This is a genomic window from Bradyrhizobium sp. T-12, assembly GCF_058314695.1.
In genome coordinates, this window is record NZ_JBZFQJ010000002.1 from 836,091 (window position 1) to 857,903 (window position 21,813).

The 21,813-nt window shown below is 59.6% G+C and carries 15 protein-coding genes and 6 pseudogenes; 5 read left to right on the forward strand and 16 right to left on the reverse strand.

Features of this window, described 5'->3' with window-relative positions; all coding sequences use genetic code 11:
* Positions 1-304: 304 nt before the first annotated feature.
* Positions 305-463, reverse strand: coding sequence for a hypothetical protein (locus tag AC0WRY_RS38180; RefSeq protein ID WP_164934297.1), 159 nt, complete (start codon positions 461-463; stop codon positions 305-307).
* A 656-nt stretch (positions 464-1,119) separates the two neighbouring features.
* Positions 1,120-2,511, reverse strand: coding sequence for an MATE family efflux transporter (locus tag AC0WRY_RS38185; protein ID WP_128929874.1), 1,392 nt, complete (start codon positions 2,509-2,511; stop codon positions 1,120-1,122).
* A 1,717-nt stretch (positions 2,512-4,228) separates the two neighbouring features.
* Here AC0WRY_RS38185 and AC0WRY_RS38190 point away from each other — a divergent pair.
* Positions 4,229-5,770 carry an acyl-CoA synthetase gene (locus tag AC0WRY_RS38190; protein WP_237867202.1) on the forward strand — a complete coding sequence of 514 codons (1,542 nt, stop codon included), beginning with the start codon at positions 4,229-4,231 and terminating at the stop codon, positions 5,768-5,770.
* A 517-nt stretch (positions 5,771-6,287) separates the two neighbouring features.
* Positions 6,288-7,565: a crotonyl-CoA carboxylase/reductase gene (gene ccrA / locus AC0WRY_RS38195; RefSeq protein ID WP_232995631.1), complete on the forward strand. Its 1,278-nt coding sequence runs from the start codon at positions 6,288-6,290 to the stop codon at positions 7,563-7,565.
* Positions 7,566-7,606: 41 nt separating this feature from the next.
* Here ccrA and AC0WRY_RS38200 read toward each other — a convergent pair whose 3' ends face one another.
* The 10 genes and pseudogenes from AC0WRY_RS38200 to AC0WRY_RS38245 form a co-directional block, all read right to left on the reverse strand.
* Positions 7,607-8,161, reverse strand: coding sequence for a plasmid pRiA4b ORF-3 family protein (locus tag AC0WRY_RS38200; RefSeq protein WP_232995630.1), 555 nt, complete (start codon positions 8,159-8,161; stop codon positions 7,607-7,609).
* A 43-nt stretch (positions 8,162-8,204) separates the two neighbouring features.
* A pseudogene (locus AC0WRY_RS38205) lies at positions 8,205-8,357 on the reverse strand (transposase domain-containing protein); the annotation flags it as partial.
* A gap of 113 nt (positions 8,358-8,470) precedes the next feature.
* Positions 8,471-9,472, reverse strand: a complete 1,002-nt coding sequence (locus AC0WRY_RS38210) for a tyrosine-type recombinase/integrase (protein WP_128929872.1) — start codon at positions 9,470-9,472, stop codon at positions 8,471-8,473.
* Positions 9,469-10,394 (reverse strand): annotated as a pseudogene (locus tag AC0WRY_RS38215) (tyrosine-type recombinase/integrase). Before AC0WRY_RS38215 ends, AC0WRY_RS38210 begins: the two are co-directional and overlap by 4 nt.
* Positions 10,391-11,629 (reverse strand): tyrosine-type recombinase/integrase, encoded by a 1,239-nt coding sequence (locus tag AC0WRY_RS38220; protein ID WP_128929871.1) that lies wholly within the window; start codon positions 11,627-11,629, stop codon positions 10,391-10,393. The pseudogene AC0WRY_RS38215 and the gene AC0WRY_RS38220 overlap by 4 nt, the downstream one beginning before the upstream one ends.
* Before the next feature lie 41 nt (positions 11,630-11,670).
* Positions 11,671-12,865, reverse strand: a pseudogene (tnpC, locus tag AC0WRY_RS38225) (IS66 family transposase).
* A gap of 36 nt (positions 12,866-12,901) precedes the next feature.
* A complete protein-coding gene (locus AC0WRY_RS38230; protein WP_232995629.1) occupies positions 12,902-13,177 on the reverse strand; it encodes a transposase in 276 nt (91 codons plus the stop codon).
* 51 nt (positions 13,178-13,228) lie between these two features.
* On the reverse strand, positions 13,229-13,582 hold the full coding sequence (gene tnpB, locus AC0WRY_RS38235) for an IS66 family insertion sequence element accessory protein TnpB (protein WP_128929870.1): 354 nt from the start codon (positions 13,580-13,582) through the stop codon (positions 13,229-13,231).
* Between the two features lie 375 nt (positions 13,583-13,957).
* A complete protein-coding gene (gene istB, locus AC0WRY_RS38240; RefSeq protein WP_128929869.1) occupies positions 13,958-14,719 on the reverse strand; it encodes an IS21-like element helper ATPase IstB in 762 nt (253 codons plus the stop codon).
* A 14-nt stretch (positions 14,720-14,733) separates the two neighbouring features.
* Positions 14,734-15,408 (reverse strand): transposase, encoded by a 675-nt coding sequence (locus AC0WRY_RS38245; protein ID WP_164939080.1) that lies wholly within the window; start codon positions 15,406-15,408, stop codon positions 14,734-14,736.
* A 216-nt stretch (positions 15,409-15,624) separates the two neighbouring features.
* On the opposite strand from AC0WRY_RS38245, the gene AC0WRY_RS38250 reads away from it, so the two are divergent.
* The 3 genes and pseudogenes from AC0WRY_RS38250 to AC0WRY_RS38260 all read left to right on the forward strand — a co-directional run.
* Entirely contained in the window at positions 15,625-16,305 is a 681-nt protein-coding gene (locus AC0WRY_RS38250; protein WP_128929867.1) for a hypothetical protein, read from the forward strand.
* Positions 16,306-16,580: 275 nt separating this feature from the next.
* Positions 16,581-17,675 carry a C45 family autoproteolytic acyltransferase/hydrolase gene (locus AC0WRY_RS38255; protein ID WP_164934298.1) on the forward strand — a complete coding sequence of 365 codons (1,095 nt, stop codon included), beginning with the start codon at positions 16,581-16,583 and terminating at the stop codon, positions 17,673-17,675.
* Between the two features lie 65 nt (positions 17,676-17,740).
* Positions 17,741-18,309: pseudogene (locus AC0WRY_RS38260) on the forward strand (IS5 family transposase); the annotation flags it as partial.
* A 136-nt stretch (positions 18,310-18,445) separates the two neighbouring features.
* On the opposite strand, the pseudogene tnpC (AC0WRY_RS38265) reads toward AC0WRY_RS38260, so the two are convergent.
* The 4 genes and pseudogenes from tnpC (AC0WRY_RS38265) to AC0WRY_RS38280 form a co-directional block, all read right to left on the reverse strand.
* Positions 18,446-19,303 (reverse strand): annotated as a pseudogene (gene tnpC, locus AC0WRY_RS38265) (IS66 family transposase); the annotation flags it as partial.
* Between the two features lie 79 nt (positions 19,304-19,382).
* Complete coding sequence (locus AC0WRY_RS38270) at positions 19,383-19,547, reverse strand: hypothetical protein (RefSeq protein WP_164934318.1); 165 nt, start codon at positions 19,545-19,547, stop codon at positions 19,383-19,385.
* A gap of 82 nt (positions 19,548-19,629) precedes the next feature.
* Positions 19,630-20,289 (reverse strand): annotated as a pseudogene (locus tag AC0WRY_RS38275) (IS3 family transposase); the annotation flags it as partial.
* Positions 20,290-20,319: 30 nt separating this feature from the next.
* Positions 20,320-21,624, reverse strand: a complete 1,305-nt coding sequence (locus AC0WRY_RS38280; RefSeq protein WP_128929864.1) for an IS110 family RNA-guided transposase — start codon at positions 21,622-21,624, stop codon at positions 20,320-20,322.
* Between the last annotated feature and the right edge of the window lie 189 nt (positions 21,625-21,813).

Genomic DNA, 21,813 nt, shown 5'->3' on the forward strand with positions numbered 1-21,813 from the left:
GCCCAACTTATTAGAATACCTGCCGCCGAGGAGCGTGGTGCGATACGGTCGCTATAGTGTTGCGTTTGCGACAGGACCCGAGCCTTTGAAGACAGGGGCGGCTCGGGCAGGCTAGAATCCATATCGGATGCGACTTGTCGGCGTTTTGCGCTAACTATCGCCGGAAAGAAGGCCGCCAAAGCGCGAATATTGCTTCCGATGGTGATGGAAGCGGACGTGCTCCCCAACAAGGTTGTTCGGTGCCGCATTGGATAATCACGAAGCGTGGGACTGCTTGCGCCGTACACCACGACCACCGTTGAAGTCAGGCAAGCCGGATGCAGTGGCTCGCAACGGGGCCGACCGGCTGCGCCAGAAGGCGATACTGCCATTCGATGTTGTTGCCTTCAGTGCACTTGTCGTTGTCATGATAGACATTCGTTGAATAGGGTTTGATCGAATGGAATGGAGGGACTTTAGCCATGATCGCTCTTTCCTTGTAGGAAGGGGACTATTGTTGCGCGTGCGCCAACGGCGCGAAAATAGCGCCCTGCCGCTGCGCTGAGTAAATCAACAACCGAGGAGGCCGGGATATTTGCCCGTTGTCATTTAAAAGCGGAATACGCGCTCTTATATGAGCGACGGTTCTGAACGAAGGCCCCGTTCGCTCGCTGCCACACGAGCTATGGAATATGGCCGCAGTACAGATCACATCTACATCGAGCGTCACTCACACCCTCGATTTACTGATCCCATACGAACTTCGCACCCTCCGGGACTTCGCACAGGAATTCGTCCTGGTGTTCCGGCTGCGTCATCCCGGCCGCTAGTTTCGACGCCCGCACCGTGAGCTTACCATCGGGGCTCAGATTGTGACGGATGTATTCAGTCACTGGGAGCCCCGATGGTAAGCTCATGGTGAGGACGGTGTGCAACCCCGTTTTTGTATGACTGTTTTCGTGGCCGGCGGCCTCCTCCGATTCGTAAGGCGGCCTTCGTAATGAGAGTATCTCCCGTCGAAACGCTAAAAATGCTGCTGCAGTCAGCGTTTCATTGCTTAAAGGCCGAACATGAAGTTCACCCCGGAGGCACGCGCGAGCACGGAATCTTCTCCTTGGGTTTAAGAGGCATAGGAGCGGCCTATACAGTAAAGCGACTTGCCAGCAACAGAAAACGGGTGACGAGGAAACCTGCATAGGTAATTGCGCCGGCGGATAACCCGATCCAGACTCCAATTGCACCAAAGACCCAGCTCAAGGCGAAACTGACCGGGAAGCCGATTAGCCAGTACGCAAAGATTGCGAACAGAAGCGGTTTTGCCGTGTCTTTCAGCCCACGGAGCCCGCCACCCGCAATGACCTGCGCTGCATCAGCTACGAAAAAGCTTGAGGCAACCATAAGGAGGGATGACGTCAGTCCGATTGCCGTGTCCGTGTCGTTCAGTGACTTGTTTAAGAAAAACGCGGCGATCCGAAAACGCGTCGCAATGACCCCAACCGTCACAAGCGCAGAGGCCAAAACACCGAGCAGGATCGCAGCCAGGCCTGCGCGCTTGATACCGGAGGCGTCATTGTGCCCGACCGCATGACTGACCCGCACTGCGGCCGCCATGCTGATGCCGAAGGGCACCGTGTAGGCGATTGTGGCGATCTGCATCGTAATCTGATGAGCGGCAAGCGCGCTCGGGCTGATCCTACCTACAAGGAGTGCGGCGGCGGCGAACACGCCGTATTGCATGATGACTGCTACCGAGATCGGCGCTCCGATCAAAATGATCGCTCGTAGGAGCGGCCAGTCGAAGTGCCACAGGTGCGCAAGCACCTGGTAGTCGCGGAACGGGCGGCAAGCTATTGCGGGCCATAGAGCTGCTACGAACATGCCCCAATTTACGAGGGCGGTCGCAATGCCGACGCCAAGAAGATCTAGTGGTGGCAGCCCGAGCTTTCCGAAGCCCAGAAGATAAACAATGGCCGCGTTGACCGGGATAGCGGCCAGGGTAATTCGGAAGATCGGTTGCGGCCGTCCCACTGCGCCCATGAAATGTCGAATGGCCTGAAACCACAGCGCTGGCGTCACGCCCCACGCGAGTCCAAGCAGGTACTGCTGAGATAGCCGTGCTGCGCAATGTTCCTGACCGAGGGCGAGCAGAACTTGTTCGCCTGCCGTACAAACAGCCATAATAGGCAACGAGAAAAGCAGGGCCAGCCAAAGCCCCATGCGCAGTGCACGCGGCACATCGGCCGCACCCTTGCCGGCAAGAGATTGTGCCGTCAAAGGTGCGATCGGCGTCAGTAACCCGGCGCCGAACGTGAAGCTTATGACATACAGGGTGGTGGCCAATGCTGCGGCCGCGAGCTCCCGGGGCCCAAGACGACCAACAAAGGCAAGATCCGTCGCCATCATTGCGACCTGAGCAAGCTGCGCCAGTGCCATTGGCCAAGCCAACACCGCGGTCGCACGGAGCTCGACAGCGAATCTACTCAAAACCGTTCGTGTCCTTGGATTGCGACGCAAGGCAGAAAGCTGCTTCATTTGGTGTATTTCGTGCTCGGTGAAGACGCCTGCCCGCCTCGAGCCCACGGTCCCGCGATGTTGGGCGTCGAGTGCAAAAGGTGTTGATTCTGTAAAGAAGGTAGAACCAGGTGCGTCGCAGCCCTCAGGATACGGTGCCCCGGTTCGATGCTAGTGCCGTCATTGGTAGGCCCAAGCGAGCCTGTGTCCGTTGACAACGAAAACGCGATCAACGTGCTAAGGTGCATGTTGGTTTGGAAGAAGACATGATGAACGTACGGAAGCCGCCATAGTGAGCGCCGCGCGCTGGTGCGTCTCTCTCTCCAAGAAAGTATCGCTAACGCTGTCCAGCTAGTCTTGAGGTTAAGTGCGCAGTGTAGGATGCGCCGAAGTGCCGTAAGGTAGTGCTCTGTCATTGGGGCGTTTTCTACCGTCCCGGCAGATGAGCAAGTCCTTTCAAAACCTGTGCCACAATGAAAGTCTGAGTGAATTTGCCGAAGGGAAGGCGCCATGAGGCGGACAGCTGTCGCATCTGCGACAGTCCCCGTTGGGAAGAGCGGGGCTGCTGGGTCACTCAGGGCTGGCACTTGCGGTCAATCCAACCAGCCGCGCAGAGTGTCACGGTCAACTCTTTGTGGTCCAAACAACCTAACGATTAAAGCCTCAAGTCAGCTTCGGGCCATGACCTCCTGCGGTTCAAAGCCTGAGGCGGCTGTAATAATAACTTGAAACCAGTTACTGAGTAGTATCTAGGTGTTTCTTTCGGGTTATTCGCAGTGCCAGTTCGGCGTTTGCCTCGCAATGTTAAACGTGAATAGCGATTTGGCGCCATGCAGCTTGTAGTCATGGCTCCTTGCGGCTGGGTGGCCAGGACGCATCGGCAACATCGGCGCGCTGCGGCCCAAAGCATGACTTGAGGCTACTACTGTGTGTCCGCACACGAAACGATCCTTGGGGAGCCCTAAAATCCGACGGCATCGCGAATGTCGATCAAGACGTACGGATCGGTCGAGCCTGAATCTCTCTGATCCGAGGCGCGGGGAGCCGGAAGGCCGGCGAATGCGGTGCATGTCGATACCGGCCGCCGCTGGCCTTTACCGTGCCGCGAAAACTCCGATGGTTGGTCGTCTTGGGGCAGTTTCCCTCGCGCGATCACCGGCTTCGATGCGGGAATCGGGCGCCGCCACTTCTCCCATTTCGGACTTCAGGTCCATGTGGTCGTCTCCTTCTGGTTCTGCCCTCTGCAAGAAAGCCAACACGACCCGGGTTCGCAGCTAGCCTGCACTGTATTTCGACCCTCGTCAGCGACTTCAGGTCGATCTCCATCATCATCATGATCGCGATATTGGGACAACCAAGTCTGTGGACCGACATCAGATAAGTCGTCGCCGGTCAGTAAGCCGATTCCAACACATCGAATGGGATTGAGTTTAGTTCTCCGATTGCGAGCTTGTGTTGCAGGAAAAGGGGGCCGACGCGCCTTGCCATAATGTCGACGCGGGCTCCAGAGTGGTGAAGCCGGATGAAAAGGTACCCGCGTGCGGCGGACAAACACGAGTGTCAGAAAAAGCATAGTAGTTGTCAGAGCAGCTGAGGTGTCTCTTGCGTTTCTACACTGTCCCAATTTGTATGAAATCGGCACGCGCTTTGCTCTGAGGCAAGGCAGGGCACGTGTCTCGGGCATGTCCAGCCAACGGCCGGATCGTCGACGTCGCCCTTCTCCACTAAAGGAAGAGCGATGTATCAGCCGTCTAAACGATTTCGGGGTATTATCTCAGGTAAGAGGCGCCGCCGTCATTCTGAGGTTTCAGATCGCGCAATTCGCGTTGCTGGGGGGCTCAAGCGCTTCGGCATTGGGAAAGGGGACAGTGTATGCATCTTAATGCGGAATGATATCGCATTCGTCGAAGTTACCGATGGGATCATGAGAGCCGAAGCCCTTGCAGTACCTGTAAACTGGCATTTCAAGCGACAGGAGATCGGGTACATTCTGGCCGACTGTGGAGCACGTTTGCTAATAGGCCACGCGGACCTCTTGCATTTGTTGGATGCCGATCTCGCTAGCAGATTGCCAATTCTAAGCGTTCCGACGCCGCCCGAAGTAGCAGAGGCGTACAAGATTGAAGGGACGCGCCTCAAAGTGCCGCACTTCGCGCGGGATTTTGAAGAGTGGATAGCGGATCAGCCGCTCTTTGCAGGAGCGCCCGCGCGGCAGCCGATGACGATGATCTACACCTCAGGAACGACTGGTTGTCCTAAAGGCGTGCGTCGTAGCCCACCAACCAGCGAGCAGGCGATCGGATTGGAGGAAATGCGAGCCATAGTCTATGGATCTGGCACTCGCGCGCTACTCCCAGGCCCGCTTTATCATTCAGCGCCGAATTTATTTGGAATGTGGTTCAGCCGCCGCGGTGGTGCGCTTGTGCTGATGCCGCGGTTCGAGCCTGAAGAGTTGTTGCGGCTGATAGAGGCGGAGAGGATCGACACCATCTTGATGGTGCCGACTATGTTTATTCGCCTTCTGCAGCTGCCCGACAGTATTCGACGAAGCTATGATCTCGCGTCCTTGCGACACGTAGTCCACGGGGCTGCGCCCTGCCCCCCGATCGTGAAGAATGCCATGATAAATTGGTGGGGCCCCATTATATGCGAGTTCTACGGCTCGACGGAGGCCGGTGCGGTAACATTTGCGAGTTCGCGAGAATCACTTGCAAAGCCGGGAACGGTCGGCAAGCCGCTAGAGCACGTTCAGCTGCGTGTGATTGGTGCAGACGGAAGAGAATTGTCGGCCGGACAAATAGGAGAAATCTGTTCACGCAACGTATGGTACCCACAGTTCAAGTACCACAATCGACCTGGGAGCTCTGCCGAGGCCGATGACGACGGTTTCACTGCTTCCGGTGACCTCGGTTATATCGACGCTGATGGATATGTATTTCTTTGTGACCGAAAACGGGAGGTTGTAATCTCAGGCGGTGTCAACATTTATCCCGCGGAGATCGAAGCGGCTCTCCATATGATACCGGGCGTTCAAGACTGTGCTGTGTTTGGCGTTCCGGACGCGGACTTTGGCGAGGCACTGATGGCGGTGATCGAACCGCGCCGACGGGAGGTGCTTAGAGTCCATGACATCCGCGAGAAGTTGAAGACGGTGTTGGCGGACTACAAGATTCCGAAAATAATCGAGATCCGGACCAGCCTTCCGCGTGAAGAGTCTGGCAAGTTATTCAAGAGGCTGCTGAAAGATCCTTATTGGGAGAAGTCAGGACGCAGGATTTGAGAGGACTCGAGACGGAACAAAACCCCGCATCTGAAAAGGCACTGTTCTGCCCGTGGGCCCTCGGCTTGAGGGTCGCTAGCTACAATTGGTTGCCGTCATGGATCTCCTCTGTCGCAAGGTCGTCAGTTCGGGATGCGCGATGACAGAAGGGTTGATTGGTCCTCTCTACGCTGACTGTGGCCGCGACGAAGCGGCTGGATGGGTCTACCGTTCGATGAGGTGTCCACTCCGACTTACCGACGTCGTAGTGCTAGGATGGTGGCAGATAGACTTAGAAGTCGAAGTCTCCAATGGAAGCGTTTCGTGCAGCCTCGACAGGCGCGGTCGACGATCCTGGTGCAAGGTGAAGCTGTCCCGTTTGCATCGTGTCCACGTTAAGCGTTTGCCTCCGTCTACTCCTCTCACTGTGGCGGCACGTTAATTGCTGCTTGCTTGGAGAGGCTGCGCAGGCCGACGACTGTACTAAGGCGGAGAGCACTCTGCCCGCGCACCACATCACAGCGCAGAGGAGTTGAAGTTGGACCCCAATACATCACGACAGGCCTCCCGCCAGAAGGATTTGTACAAGGTCGGCGAAGTGCCGCCCCTCGGACACGTTCCCGAACGTATGTACGCGTGGACCATACGGCGCGAGCGCCACGGGCCGCCAGAGAGTTCGATGCTGGTAGAAGTGGTGCCGACTTGGCCGATCGGCGAGGATGAAGTATTGGTCATGGTCGCTGCTGCAGGCATCAACTATAACGGAGTGTGGGCGGCGTTAGGGGCGCCGATGTCCCCCTTTGATGTGCACCTATGCTCCTATCATGTGGCCGGATCGGATGCGGCTGGAGTGGTTTGGGCGGTAGGAGCAAGGGTGCGCCGGTGGAGGGTTGGGGACGAGGTGGTCATCCACTGCAATCAGGACGACGGGGATGATGAGGATTGCAATGGTGGCGAACCGCTCCTCTCACCTTCCCAGAGGATCTGGGGATACGAGACGCCTGATGGTTCTTACGCCCAGTTCTGCCGCGTGCAGCCACGGCAATTGATGCCGAAGCCAGCTCACCTCAGCTGGGAGCAGGCCTGTTGCTACACGCTAACGCTTGCAACGGCTTACCGGATGTTGTTCGGACACCCGCCGCACATTCTAAAGGCTGGCGACTACGTGCTGATTTGGGGTGCTACGGGCGGGCTCGGGGTATCTGCAGTGCAGCTTGCAACAGCATGCGGCGCCAATGCAATCGGAGTCGTTTCCGATCGGACTAAGGCCGATTATGTAAGATCGCTTGGTGCAAAGGGTGTTATAGTCCGCACTGAATTCAATTGCTGGGGCCCTATGCCGGCAGTAAATTCACCTCAATACGGGCCTTGGCTCAAGGAGGTGCGGCGGTTTGGAAGGGCAATTTGGGATGTTACTGGAAAGCGCGATATCGATATTGTGTTCGAGCATCCAGGTGAGCAAACATTCCCCGTCTCGACGATCGTCGTAAAGCGCGGTGGCATGGTAGTCGTTTGCGGCAGCACAACAGGTTTCAATCTTACCTTCGATGCCCGTTATATCTGGATGCGCCAGAAGCGAATTCAAGGTTCTCATTTCGCGAATCTCAAACAGGCAAATGCTGCGAACCGTTTTGTGCTCGATCGCCGAATCGACCCGAGTATGAGCGAGGTCCTGCCGTGGGAGGAAGTTGCGCGAGCGCATACGAAGATGTGGAAGAATCAGCACAGGCCCGGAAACATGGCTGTTCTGATCAATGCGCCGCGAATCGGACTACGAAATTTGGAGGACATTTTATCCGCGGCTGCGTTGCCTTAACCGTAAGCGCAGTTCTGCGGCTTTTGACTGGCCCTTGACGCCTATTTTGTTCGCGTCGCGCGTCGCCGCGGTTTCCATGTGTCGGACAGCGCGTTGACGGCGGCTTCGAGCGCCTTCCGGTCGACGATGTTGGGATCGAACCGCGCCGGACCCCAGAGGCGCATATGTTCGTGGTCCGGATGGGCAGGGTCTCTGATGGCTTCAAGGTATTCGGCATAACCCGGCGCACCGCCGACGTCTTCCGGAGGACAACGACCGGCGGCTTCGAGCAAGAAGGGAAGTCCCTCCGTCGTGGTGTTCTCGAACCATTTTTCGAGCTTGATCACATGGTCCCAGCTGTCGCCGAAGTCATAGAGATAATGGATCGTCTTGGCGCCAGTCTCGCGAACGACATCGCAAGGCCGCGCTTTGCTGGCATCCATGGGCTGGTGGGCGTAATCGTTGTGAGGATCTGGAATCCCCCAACGGACCTCACCAGCGAAGAACTCGAAGAGGTGGCTGTTCGTCCAGCCAAATGCCGCCTGAAGCGACAGATGCAGCCGATCCAAGCGCAGGGTGACGGGTACGACGAGGCGACGCATCACCTCCGGTTTCACGTCCTTGAGGTCACCTTGATCCGGACCGCGGTCGTGTTCAGGCTCATGCCGCCAGCCTCGGATCGTATGGAAGCATCGTGTAGATCGATGCCCAAGGGAGCAGTTCGTCCAGTCGCGCCGCAGGCCAACCATTGACGAGATTGGCGAGAACATCAGCGAGCCAGTGCTCGGCACTGACGCCATTGAGCTTACAGGTTTATGCCGCCCGCCGAACTATGCCGAACGGAGTTGGTATGGCACGCCGTTGTCACGCTGGCACCGCCGATCGCGTGCAGGGCAGCCCCATTCCATTCGGCATAGTCTGGTCGTTCAGAGCGCCTCCAGAAAGGCGAGCAGGCGGTCGTTCGGCTGGAAGCGGGTTAGCTTGCCGCGCTCGTACGGCTTGAGCTTCGCCAGGGCAGCTTCCTTGAGGGCGAGGTGGGCGTGCAGGTACGTCTGCGTCGTCTCGACCGATTCATGACCGAGCCACAGCGCGATCACAGAACAGTCGACGCCGGCTTGCAGCAGTTCCATCGCAGCGCTGTGCCTCAGCACGTGCGGCGACACGCTCTTGGCCTTCAAAGACGGGCAACTCTTGTGAGCGACACGAACATGCTTTCCCAGCAGGGACTGGACGCTGTCGGCACTGAGCCGGCCCCCGTGCACGTTCGGGAACAACGCTGTTGCTCCTTTCCGCAACGGTTCCTTGAGCCATGCCTGGAGCGCACACCGAGCGAGTGTGGTCAGCGGAGTGGTCCGCTCCTTCCGCCCTTTACCGACGCATCGCACGTGTGCGCCAGACCCGAGGTGGACGGCATCCCGGTCAAGGCCAGTCAGCTCTGAGAGGCGTAAGCCTGTCTGGGCCGCGACTAACAGCAAGGTGTGATCGCGGCGGCCAAGCCACGTCGTTCGATCGGGCGCTGCGAGAACCGCCTCGATCTCGGGGCGCGTCAGGAAGTGCACCTTTCGCTTGTCGTGACGCTTGCTCGGTATGGCGAGCACGCGCTGGATCAGCGCACTGTGTGCCGGTTCCTCGAAGGACACGAACCTGAAGAAGGATCGGATGGCCGTCAGACGCAGGTTACGCGTCTTCGCACTGGCGCCGCGCGTTACCTCGAGATCGGTGAGGAACGCGCCGATGAACGTTGCATCCAGATCGGCGAGCGTCAGGGCCGATGGGGACTTGCGCAGCTGCACCCGAGCGAACATGAACAGCAGCCGGAACGTGTCTCTGTAGGAGGCGATCGTGTTGCCGCTAACATTGCGCTGGCGCATGAGGCGCTCGGTGAAGAAGCGCTCGATCAACGTGGCGACATTGCAAGCGGGCTTCATGGCGTCACCTCCCATCGCCGATCGAGACGCCGCGCGGCTTCCTCCATCAACTCGGGGCAGGCCGAGAGATACCAGTAAGTGTCGCGCACGCAGACGTGGCCGAGGTAAGTGGAGAGCACTGGGAGTTGTTGCTCGACGTTCTTGCCTTCGCGATACCAGTTGAGCAGCGTCCGGATGGCGAAGCGATGACGGAAGTCATGCACGCGTGGCCCGGTACGATCACCTGGGCGCCGCAGCCCGATCTCTCTGGACAATCGCCAGAAGACGCGATGAACGTACTGGTGCAGCAAGCGGCCTCCCTGTTCGGCAACGAAGAAGGTCGAGCCGCAGCGTGACCCGAGCAGCGCATCGCGCCGGTGGGCGTAGTCGCGCAGCGCGGTTCTCGTCGTCGGATGCAATGGCACGAGCCGCGACTTGCCGAACTTGGTCAGCCGGACCGTCAGCACGCCGGCGTCGAGGTCGACGTCATCACGCTCCAGGCCCATCGCCTCGGATATACGCATGCCCGTCACCGCGATCAGCCCGAACAAGGCATGGTAGGTCCATCGGCGCAGCCCGTCCGCTGGTGGCAGAGCCAGCGCTGCCGTCAGCAACGCATCGATCTCCGCGTCGCTGTAAACATAGGGCTTGGCGCGCTTCCATCCGGGCAGCATGCCGACGGGCGGCACCTCCGTTCTCGGGTCGAAGTTGGCGACATGGCGCGCGAACCCGCGCACGTCGCTCAATCGCAGCGCCCAGGATGCATGACGATCGGGCGGCAGCGTTGCCCATTCCATGGCCAGCTTCGTCGTGATGATCCTCGCCTTGCGCTTCTCCATGAAGGCGACGAAGTCGGCGAGCCGACGGGTCTGGTGCTCGTACTTGTATCCAAACCCTTGCGCATGCTCAGGTACTTATCGAGTGCGGCGCGCAGATTGGTCATTGCACGCCTCCCGGCCAGGGCAGGCTCAATGTTCTCAGCGCATCGATGTCGACCTTCGAGTAAATCCGGGTAGTGTCGTGGTTCTCGTGCCGCAGCAACTGTCCGATCTCCGACAAGGTGGCGCCAGATCGGAGAAGCTCGGTAGCGAGACTGTGTCGGAAGATATGGGCGCCGCGATGTGCGCAACCTTCGATTCCAACGCGATCGAGAGCGGCCTTGGCGATCATGGTGATCGCACATCCGGAAGCAAAGCCGACGTGTGGCGCGAGCGTACGGACGAACAATCGTCGGCACGACGACTTTGGGCGGCCATTGCGGAGATATGCAACGATGGCCGCGCCAACGTCTGGCGGTATCGGCATCCGTGCACGCTGTCGGCCCTTGGCGCGAACGAGTATCTCGCTGGCGCGCCAGTCGATATCATCAAGGGTGAGCGTCGCGACCTCGTCGGCCCGCAGGCCGAGCTTGGCTAGCAACAACAGAATGGCGTAGTCCCGCCGTCCCATCACTGTCTCTCGGTCGCAACCGTCGAGAGCCTTCCGCACCTGTGCCGCAGGCAGATAGGTCGGCAGAGTTGCGAGCTTCCATCGCCGCATCGATGGAACGCAATCCGCCAACGGGCGCGCGTTCAGCCCCCGATGGTGGAGGTAACGGAGAAAGGCGCGCAACGACCAGCACATCGCCTTGCCTGTTCCCGGGCTCCAATCCTGGGCGTGGCGCTCAATGTAGCGGATCACGTCCTCTTGGCTGATCTTGCCCAGGGCGGCGCCGCCGGAGCACACCTCGTGCAGGAACCTGCGGATGACCGGGAGATGGCGGACGATGGACCTCGGGGCCAAGCCGCGCTCTGATCGCAGGTAGGCATCGAACTCCTTGAAGATCCGTTCGTGCGGGGTGAGAGGCGGCAGCACCGACGGCGCGATCACGCCTTCCTCGCGCAGCACCGACAGCCATCGCTTGAGCGCGGCCCGGTCACCGGGTTGGATAGACTGCCTTCCGCCTCGATGCCGGAGGTACCGCTCAACGACCTGCTCATCGAGATCGACCAGCTTGTAGCGACGGCCCGCCATCCAACTCAGGAGCCCGCCAACCACGTTGAGGCAACGCCACGTGCCGTGCCGAACGAGCCTCTCTTCGATGAGACGAGCGGCGTAGCGCTCGACGAGTTGTCCGTGCGGCCCGCTTCTGAGACGCCGGTACAGCCGGCTTCTGCCCAAGTACTTTTCAACTTCCATCTTCCTGTTCTCCGCTGTTGAAAGCGGAGGCACAGAACGAACTATGCCGAACCGACCAAACGCCGGTCAGCCAGAAATCTGGGGAAAACGACCCGACTCGGCATAGTTCGGCGGGCGGCATAAACAGCCCTATGCCGCGCGCGGCATAGGGCTGTCTCAATGAACGAAGCCAGGACTGCCCAATCCTCGGCGCCCTCGTCGCACCCGGCAAAAAGAGAGTTCTTGGCGTTGAGCTTGATCGGCCGCATCGCACGCTCGACAGCATTCGTGTCCATCTCGATGCGCCCGTCATCAAGGTAGAGTGTCAGGCCGCTCCAATGACGGAGCGCGTAACGCAAGGCCTTCGCCGTGTCGCTCTTCGGTGCAAGGTGATCAAGCTTGGCCTCAACCCACTGCTTCAAGGCTGTAGCGAGAGGCCGAGCATGCGCCTGCCTGCCGGCACAGCCCTCCGCATCCGATCGGCCGCGGAGGGCCTTCTCGACTGCGTAAAGCTGGGCGATGCGTTCAAGAGCCTGGCGGGCAACCGGAGCTGGCGCCGGCGAAGCCTCGCGCTCGATCTTCACAAACTGGCGCCGCAGATGCGACCAGAAGGCGAGCGTCCCGGACAGGGCGTCCGCACGCCTCTCTCGGATCATCGTCTTGTAAGCTCCGTCGCAGTGGATGATGCCGCGATAGCCTTCGAGCAGCCTCAAGCCGGACGGCTCCACGGCCCGGTGCATAAGCGTAAACCACCCAGGTGGGTCAGGTCCGGCCCAGGGCCTGTCATCGCGTGACAGCGCCCAGAAGTAGCCAGTTTTCGTCCTGCCGCGCCCCGGATCTAACACCGGTGCGGGAGTCTCATCGACACAGAGCTTCGAGGAGGCGAGCAGAAGCTGGCGCAGACGATGCCTTCAATTCCTGGGCCGCATAGCCGACCCAGAAGGCGAGCGTGGAACGATCCAGCGCTATTCCGTGGGTCGCCAACATCTGCGCCTGGCGGTAAAGCGGCAAATGCCAATGATACTTGGCGTCGATCACATGCGCGACCAGCCGCTCGGTGGGCAATCCTCCCCTGATCAGTCGCTCGGGCGCAGCCTGCTGGAGGACGACGCCGTGACAGGCGCGGCAGGCCAGCTTGGGCCGGCGGGTTACGATGACGCGATACTGCGCCGGAACGACATCGAGCCTCTGACTCTCATCGTGACTGATCTCGAAGAGGTCGCCGTTACAACACGGGCAACTGGTCTCCGCTGGCATCAGGATTTCGACGATGCGCGGCAAATGCCACGGAAGTTAAACCCTGTTGGCTCTGCGCGCGGCAGCTCTCTTCTCGCAAACTCTGGGATTGGGGCGATCTTCGGCTGCTTCGAGGGCGGCGACGGCCTGATCGATATCCTCCAGAACAAACTGCAGCTGATCAGCGTCCAGCTTTTCCGAGGACCGACCGAACTGCGCATCTTTTGCAAGCTTGAGCAACCGCTCGAGCCTGGCGCAGCGATCCAGCAGAGCCGCGGCAAAGACCCGCAACTCGGCCGGATCGCTCGGCAGTTCATCAGGCAAATCACTCATTGCCCCGAGTCTGCCATGCTTCGCGCCCCGATGCAGCGAAGATTTGTATCTTTACGCAAGTGCTTTCGGCGGTGCGTCGCGAGGCGCATGCATGCGCGTCCAATCCATGCCAGCCAGAAGCACCGACAGCTGGGCGGCATTCATCCGCATCACGCCGGCCACAATGTGAGGCCATTTGAAGCCGCTGCCATCGAGCCGCTTCCAGTACATCACAAGGCCGCTGCCATCCCAGACGACGATCTTCACCCGGTTAGAGCGCATCGCACGGAACACCACCGGCACACCCTTCATCGGGTCATGGCCCAGCGTCTCCTTCGCCAACAGCGCCAAGCCCTCCGCACCTTTTCTGAAGTCTACAGGTTGCGTCGCCACGTAAAGCATGAGGCTCGCGGGCGGCGTCAGCATGAACGTGTCCGTCGAAGCGCTAAGAACACGTCGCTCAACACAGCAAGGCCAGGCGCCCCCCGCACCTCCACGCGTGCTCCCTGGAGCTCAACCGTCACAATGGCTGCTTCCGGCGACCTGGTCGGCTCTGCGGCCGCCGGTAGCGCCGATTCCGATACCACCGGCACGAACGACAGCGTCTCCGAAGTCGGCAGCACCAACTGGCCCAAACGTGCCCGGCGTCGCCAGTCGTGCACCTGCTGGGTGCGTATTCCGACGAAGTCGGCCGCGGATTCCGGGCGAAGCCGGCCGCCTGTACCGATTGAAGCCGGCCGTGGATTCCGATGATCCCGGCCGCCTGCCGAGGCGGGGTCTCGCGACGACGTCGTCATCAGGTCAGTTGGCGGGCTCGTCGTCAAGCGTCTGACGCTTGGCGGCGGCTTTGCGCAGGCTCTCGCCCTTGAGATTGAGCCTGTGGGCGTTGTGTACGAGGCGATCGAGGATAGCGTCGGCAATGGTTGGGTTGCCGATGAGCTCGTGCCAATGCTCGACCGGGAGCTGGCTTGTCACCAAGGTCGAGCCGCGGCCATGGCGATCCTCCATCATCTCCAACAGGTCGCGTTGCTGCTCGGCAGTCATCGGGGCAAGTCCCCAGTCGTCGAGGACCAGAAGCTCGACGCGCGCCAGGGTCCTGAGCAGGCGAGCGTGGCGGCCGTCGCCCCGCGCGAGAGTGAGCGCCTCGAACAGCCGCGGCAGCCGTTGATAAAGCACGGAGCGGTTGTCCCGGCAGGCCTTGTGGCCCAAGGCGCAAGCAATCCAGCTCTTGCCGACGCCGGTCGGGTCGATGATGAGCAGGTTCTGATGCCGGTCGATCCACTCGCCAGCGACGAGCTTTTGGAACAGCGGCTTGTCGAGCCCGCGCGGCGCCTTCATGTCGATATCCTCGACGACGGCGTTCTGCCGGAGACTTGCGAACCGCAACCGAGCAACCAGCCGCTTGTTCTCGCGCTCGGTCGCTTCACGGTCGACGAGCAGTGCGAGGCGCTCCTCGAAGGCCAGCGCGGCAATGTCGGGTTGTCGCTGCTGTTCGTCGAGGGCCTTCGCCATGCCGGTAAGCCCGAGCGCGACGAGGCGGTCGTGGGTGGGATGTGTCAACATCGTCTCTCCTTTCTTCACTGGTAGTAATCGGTGCCGCGGATATTGCCGTGTCGGATCGGTGGGCCGTCTGGCGGTCTCTCGTTGGCGTAGGCGCGATCGAGCCCGTGCTGCAGGATCGACTTGATCGAGCCGTAGGTGGTCGCGCCGATGTCGTTGCCACGCTGGCAGGCGGCCTCGATGCGGGCCGAGCCGTAGCTGCGCGCGAGCCGCAAAATGCCGAGACAAGCCCGGAAGCCCTGCTCGGGGTGTGGTTTGGCTTTCATGATTGCTTCGACGAGAGCGATCGTGGCAGGGCCGATCTTGGCGGCTTCTCGCTTGATCCGCGCCGGGGTCCATTCGGCATAACGCCGGTGCGCGCTCGGCATGTGCTCCGGGATCGTGGTGTGGCATTGGGGTACGTCAGAGCGGGCGTGGCTGGCAACCCGGCTGCCCTTGTGCAGGATCTCGACCGTCCTGTCGGTGACGCGCGCCTCGAGCTCTTCGCGGATCAGACGCGAGGGCACCGAGTAGTAGTGACCGGCGATCTCGACGTGATAGTCGGGCGCGACTCGGCACTTCTTCCACTCGGCATACTGATATGGCATCGGCGGCAGGGCGTTGAGCGCCGGCTTGTCGATCTGTGCGAACAGCTCGTTGCGGCTCACGCCGAGTTTACGCATGATCCTGGCATAGGATCGGCGTCGCCTCAATCCTATTGCTCCTAACGATAGGACATGCCGTCCGCACGGCCGTCGCTTTCACAGCATGGTTTTCCTTAGGCAATCCAGGAAGAGAACGTTTCCTAGCTACGAGCGGTCGGCCTAGATCACTCACCCTACAAGAGTAGATAGGCAGGAATCTCTTGCGGCCGAGCAGTGAGGATCGATAAAAGGATACAACCAGCCTCACACAGAGGACTAACAAATATGACATACACCTTGAATCCCTTGCTGCGCTTTCTCCAGGTTTACGATGACGCGGCCGCGAAAATGGGCATCAGGCTTTCCATTGGGTGTGATTTCAACGAGTACATCGCGATCACAGCCTCGCTAGCAGACAAACCCAATACTTATCCCATCTTTCGGCCAGACCGCTCACCGATTCGAACGGGCGAAGGGTATTGGCTTGTGGGTTTTGATAAGGAAAACAAAGTGGCGCTCGTCGAGGCCGCGCGCTTCTATGACCTGTCGCAAACCACCCTTGCAGCACACCTCGAAACGCTGAAGTTCTTCTATGCGAATCCGACGATAGATGCACATCCTGAAGATCGCTGCGTTTGTACTGCTCAGATGGCGCGCAGCATTACAGGTAAAGTGGTGTACCACGGGGATATCTGGATCCGCCCCGACTTCAGGGGCTCGGGCCTGCTCAAGATCATGACGGGGACTATGCGTGGCGTCAGTCTTGCGATGTGGGCTCCCGACTTTCTCTGTGGCCTAGCTGGGCGGTGGTCGTTGGATAAGAACGTCTATGATCCGGTTCACAATGAACCAGGCGGAGCAGACATTCACCTGGTGCAAGAGAATATCGTCGCTAACGATTGGCTGTTCTGGATGACAGGCTATGAACTTAAGCAATTGTTAGACGTAACGCCGGACCTGAACTGATCGTCTAACGTCGTTGCATTTGCGGGCTGCGGGCCGGAACAATACCGGCGACGAAGGTCTTGAGCTAACGCCCCACCGATTGCCGCTCTCTAGACTAGATGCCATACGCTTGTGAGTTAATGAGCGTGCCAAGCACTTCAGCTACCAGCAGCCTCTCCATCGGATCTCTATACACCATCCGGGTCACCGTACAAGGCTCACGACTTCGATCCGAGTTATCGCGTCGCTCCGCCCACCGCGTAGAAGCGGACATACCAATGCAAGGAGATCTTTCAATGAGTCTTAAGCTTACCGTCTTTACTGCGATACCCCGCGAAAGGGGACAGCAGCAAGGAGAGCTGATGCGATCGGAAATCGCGGCCAATGCTGACTTTTATTTAAAACGCTTTTGCGCTAACGGAACTAATCTTGCGCAAATTCAAGCTGAAGCAACTGGTTGGTTGCGCTTCCTTGAAGATCTACGACCCGACTACGTTGAAGAGCTGAGGGGAATTGCCGACGCTGCCTTTATGCCCCTCTATACGGTTGTGATGCTTAACGTCCGGCATGAGATTTGGCTACGCCTGATGGCACGTCGAGCCGCCGATCTATCGTATGGGATTTTGGATGGCTGCACGTCTGCCGGATTAATGCCCGAGGTAACCGCGCAAAATACAACAATGCTGGCGCAAACGATCGATGGGCAAGCGGCAGTTCGGGGCACCCTTTTTGTAGGCAAAGTAGTGACGCCCGCTAACCCGCAATGGCTGGGCATCTTCGAAGCAGGCTGCGCCGGCCCCATAGCGGGACTGAATGAAGCTGGGATCGGGCTAGTCTGCAACAGCTTGGTTTCGCCTATTGATGGCTCGGCACTCATGACCGCCCCGTTTAAGCTGAGGTGCCGGTCCATCCTTCAGGCGCCGACATTCGACCGCGCGATAAGCGCGATTATCCGCGCTGATCGAAACATCTCTATGAACTACCTGATTGGCCATGCTGATGGCGAGATTATCAACATTGAGAGCTCCCCCAATGACAAACGGTACATTTATCCTGAGGATGGGGTAATTTCACACGCAAATCATTTTGAGCCGGGAACACGAATACCTTCAGAATGGGAGCGCTTTGTGCCCGACAGTCCGTTTCGGTCCCGTCGCTTTGGTCGACATCTGCGCTCAAGGCTCGGGCAGGTGGATGTGGATCATATTTTGTTGGGCCTCAAAGACCATTTCTCTTACCCGGCATCCATTTGCTGTCACCCGAACCAGGATACGCAGTATCCGAATAGTACCCTTTCCGCCATCATTATGGATCTAAGCAAGCGTGTTTTGTTCGCCACTGACGGACCCCCGTGCAGCGCGCCGCTTGAGCGATTTGATCTTTGGATTTAGGGTCTGTACCTAATTAGCCGGTTCTGATTCCCTCGCACCGAGTTGATTCGGCACGGGGGACTTCGATGCGCAAAGGGCTGTTTTGGCTTAACGACAAGCAGTGGGCTCAGATAGAGCCGCATCTGCCGATGAACCAGACCGGCCCGGCGCGCGATGACGATCGGCGCATCATCAGCGGTATCATTCACATGCTTCAGTGCGGCGCACGCTGGCGCGATTGTCCGCCCGACTACGGTCCTTACACAACGATCTACAATCGGTTCAATCGCTCGGCCAAGCGTGGACATTGGCAGGCGATCTTTGAAGCGCTCGCCCGCTGTGGCAAGGACGGCGTGACTTTATCCATCGACTCCACCTCGATCAAGCGCATCGCTCGGCGAGCGGCGGAAAAGGGGGGGAGCATGAACAAGCGATCGGCCACTCGCGCGGTGGGCGGACCACGAAAATCCATGCGCTGAGCGACCCTGACTGCAGACCTTGCGCATTTCATCTCACTCCAGGCCAGGATGCAGATATAGCCGCAGCGCCGGCCCTTTTGGAACTCGCGCCACCGATGTCTGCCCTCATTGGTGACAAAGGGTACGACGGCGACGGCTTTCGCGCCGAAATCATCGATCGTGGTGCCAAGCCTGTCGGTATCCGCCGGGGCTAAGCCGCGACAGGAGCTTTCACCAATTCCACCGCTTGAGGAGCGTACGCATACGACGAAGGCCGCCTGATTGACGCATGCGCGCGAGCACGGCGAGTTCTACGATGGCGTTGCGTGAAGGTCAGGCGGCTTGCTGATCGGCGGACTTGCCGGCTTGGTGAAGGAGCTTCCATTCCCAGGGCAGCAGTTCGCGCAGACGCGAGGTGGGAAGATCGGCGATCCGGGCGAGGACGTCGGCGAGCCAAGCCTTGGGATCGACGTCGTTGAGGCGACAGGTCGTGATCATCGTCAGCATGATAGCGGCACGGTCGGCGCCACGTTGGCTGCCAGCGAAGGTCCAGTTGCGCCTTCCCAAGGCAATGCCTCTCAATGCACGCTCAGCGCAATTGTTGATCAAGCAGATCCTGCCATCGTCGAGGAAGCGGACGAAGCCGTCCCAGCGCTTGAGCATGTAGTTCATGGGCTTCAGGACCTCGGCGGAGCGGGAGAGGCTTTCTCGCTCGCGGAGCAGCCAGGCGTGCATGTCGTCGAGCAGCGGCTTGCTCCGCTCCTGGCGCACAGCACGCCGCTCGTCGGCACCACGGCCGTTGATGGCGCGCTCGATCTCGAACAGGGCGTCAAGACGCCTGACCGCCTCCAGCGCGATCGGGGAGACCGGTTTGCCCTTGCCTTCCCGGGCGGCTTTCTCGATGTCAGCCAGCTCGAAGAATCCCCGCCGCGCATGGGCCAGGCAAAATGCCGGAGTGATCGGCATTGCTTTCCTTTTTGGATCGAACAACGGCTCGAAGCCGCCATAGCAATCCGCCTGCAGAATGCCGGCGAAGGCGGCCAGATGCATCTGAGGATGTTCGCCCCGTCGGTTGCCCGAGGCATAATAGACCGCCGCCGGCGGCGCAGGCCCGGCGAACGGCCGGTCATCCCGCACATACGTCCAGATCCGGCCGGTCGTGCATTTGCCCTTCGCCAGGATCCGGATGGTGGGGTGAGTAGGCCGGAGGGATTTCACCTCCAGCCTCTCGCAGAACCGGGCGTGAGACTCTCGCCTCACCCGGCTCCCATCAGGCAAGCTTGCCGCCACCGCCGAGTTGCCAATGCACAAAGAGCCTGCGGTTCTCACGCACGATCTTCTCCAGGAAGAGACGCGCGCGTCCTAAACGGTGATGGAAGCGCTTGTACTTTCGCTTCAACCAAATACCTAACGTCTGGTTGATGTAGCGCGCCAACGGATAAAGCGCTGAGCGGGTGTATTGCCCATAATAAGCGATCCTGATCTTCCCTCGAAAAAGTGGACGGGTTAAGCGGCTTTTAGCTCCATTTCGATCGGGGGGATATATCCGATGGCGGAATGGAGCCTGGTTCGGTTGTAGAAGCCCTCGATGAAGGCGAAGATATCGCTCTGGACTTGAGCGCGAGTTGCTGCTGGATCGCCATCGTCAGGGCGGCAGATGCAAGTTCGACCTGCATATGATCCCGCATGGCCCAGCCGACGATCTTTCGGCTGAACAGGTCCATGACGGCCGCCAGATACAGCCAACCTTCAGCGGTCGGAATATAGGTGATATCGGCGAGCCAGACCCGGTTCGGGTCTTCCGCGGTGAAGTCCCGCGCGATCAGGTTCGGTGCGATCGGCAGACCGTGGCGGCTGTCGGTGGTGCGCACACGGCGCGGCGGTGCCATGATGGCGCGAATACCGTACCGACGCATCATCCGTTCAATTCGACCGCGACTGGGACCACGGCCCTGCGCCCGCAGGGCGGCATGGACGCGGGGGCTGCCGTAGCGTCCGCTGCTGTCTTGATGGACCAGCCGGATCGCTGCCCGGAGCGTGGCATTTGATTTTGCCCGCTCGCTCACCGGGCGCTCGCGCCGGGCGTAATAGCCGGCCGGCGAGACCTCGAGCACGGCGCACATCAGGCGGACCGGATAGGTCTCGCGATGGTCTTCGATGAAGCGGAAGCTCATGTCCGGGTTCCGACGAAGATCGCGATCGACTTCCTAAGAAACAGCCGGATTGGCGTCGCCCGGGATGGCCTGCAACACGAAGCCTAGCGATTTCGCCCGGCGCTGTAGGTTGGCGAGGACGCGGCTACGATATTGCTGCTCATATTGGTCGGCGCCAGGATCCTTGTAGCTCATGCCGTGCCGGAGTGTGTTGTAGAATAAAACCGCAATCTTGCGAGCCGTCGCCGTCACCGCCTTCGATTTACCCGCACGTGCTGACAACCGGCGATAGAATGCTCCCAGCGCTGTCTCGCTCCGCCCCACGGTTGTGGCTGCCAAACGCAACAACGCAGCTGCGCGACTTGAAGATCTCCGTGTGCGCGAAGACAGCACCTTGCCGCCGGAGATCTTGTTGCCGGGTGCGAGGCAGAGCCAGGAAGTGAAGTGTTTGGCGCTCGGCCATGCCGTTAGATCGATACCGCACTCGCCAATGAGCTTCAATGCGAGCGACGGACCCAACCCGTGGATCTCAGTCAAATCGACGCCCCGCACTCTGTACAGTGCGGTCCTGACATCGAAGGTGGGGGTGTTGACCTGCTTGGTCTTTACGCGCGGCTTGGCTAGGTTTCCGACCGGTCTTGCTCCTTTGGTGTTCAATGCACTGATCAGGACTTCGAGCTTGCGATCACAGTCGAGCATCTTTGCCTGATAAACGTCGTAGAGCTCCAGTGATTGAGCTAACGCGAAAACATGTTCGTGGCGGTCATTGCCTACGAGCGCTGCGCGGATCGTCTCGATCGATGAGTGGCAGCGCACGTCCCGATAGGTTGCCGGGACGTCGGGATTGCGTTCGCCTGCAACAATGGCTCGGATAATCCGCATGCCGGTCGCGCCGGTGATATCCGACACAACATGATGGAGCTGCAGGTTCATCTCCATCAGAGCCTTTTGCATATGTTGGATATGGGCGGCAGCATATTCCACGAGCCGCTCGCGCTGGCGTAGATAGGCTCGCAACGTTGCGATCTCGGCATCGGGTCGGAAGCTGCCCCGTAACAGGCCATAGGAGTGGAGCTGGCGTAACCAAGCGGCATCGCTGAGATCGGTTTTACGGCCAGGTACATTCTTGGCGTACCGCGCGTTGACCAGAATGACCTCAAACCCGCGCTGTTCTAAGATCTCGTAGACTGGGATCCAATAGACCCCAGTGGATTCCATCGCGACACTGGTCACGCCGCACATCTTGAACCAGTCCGCCAGTTCATGCAGGTCTTGCGTGAATGTGCCGAATGCACGCACTGGCTTGTCGGTGCAGGCCGGGTTTACCGCGGCCATGTGCATCTTTGATCCGATATCGATAGGGCCGCGCCGAGGTTGACCAGCTTTAGGTCCGGGCCGCGGTCGGTTGTCCTGTTAGGCATCGCAACTCCTCCGTCCGATGATGGGCTGGAGGGTCAGGGCTATGCCAATTTGTCATCTTCCTAATCGGGATCGCCGTCGAAACGGCGTCACCACTCTCAAGTCCGCATGCGCCCATGGACCACGTTT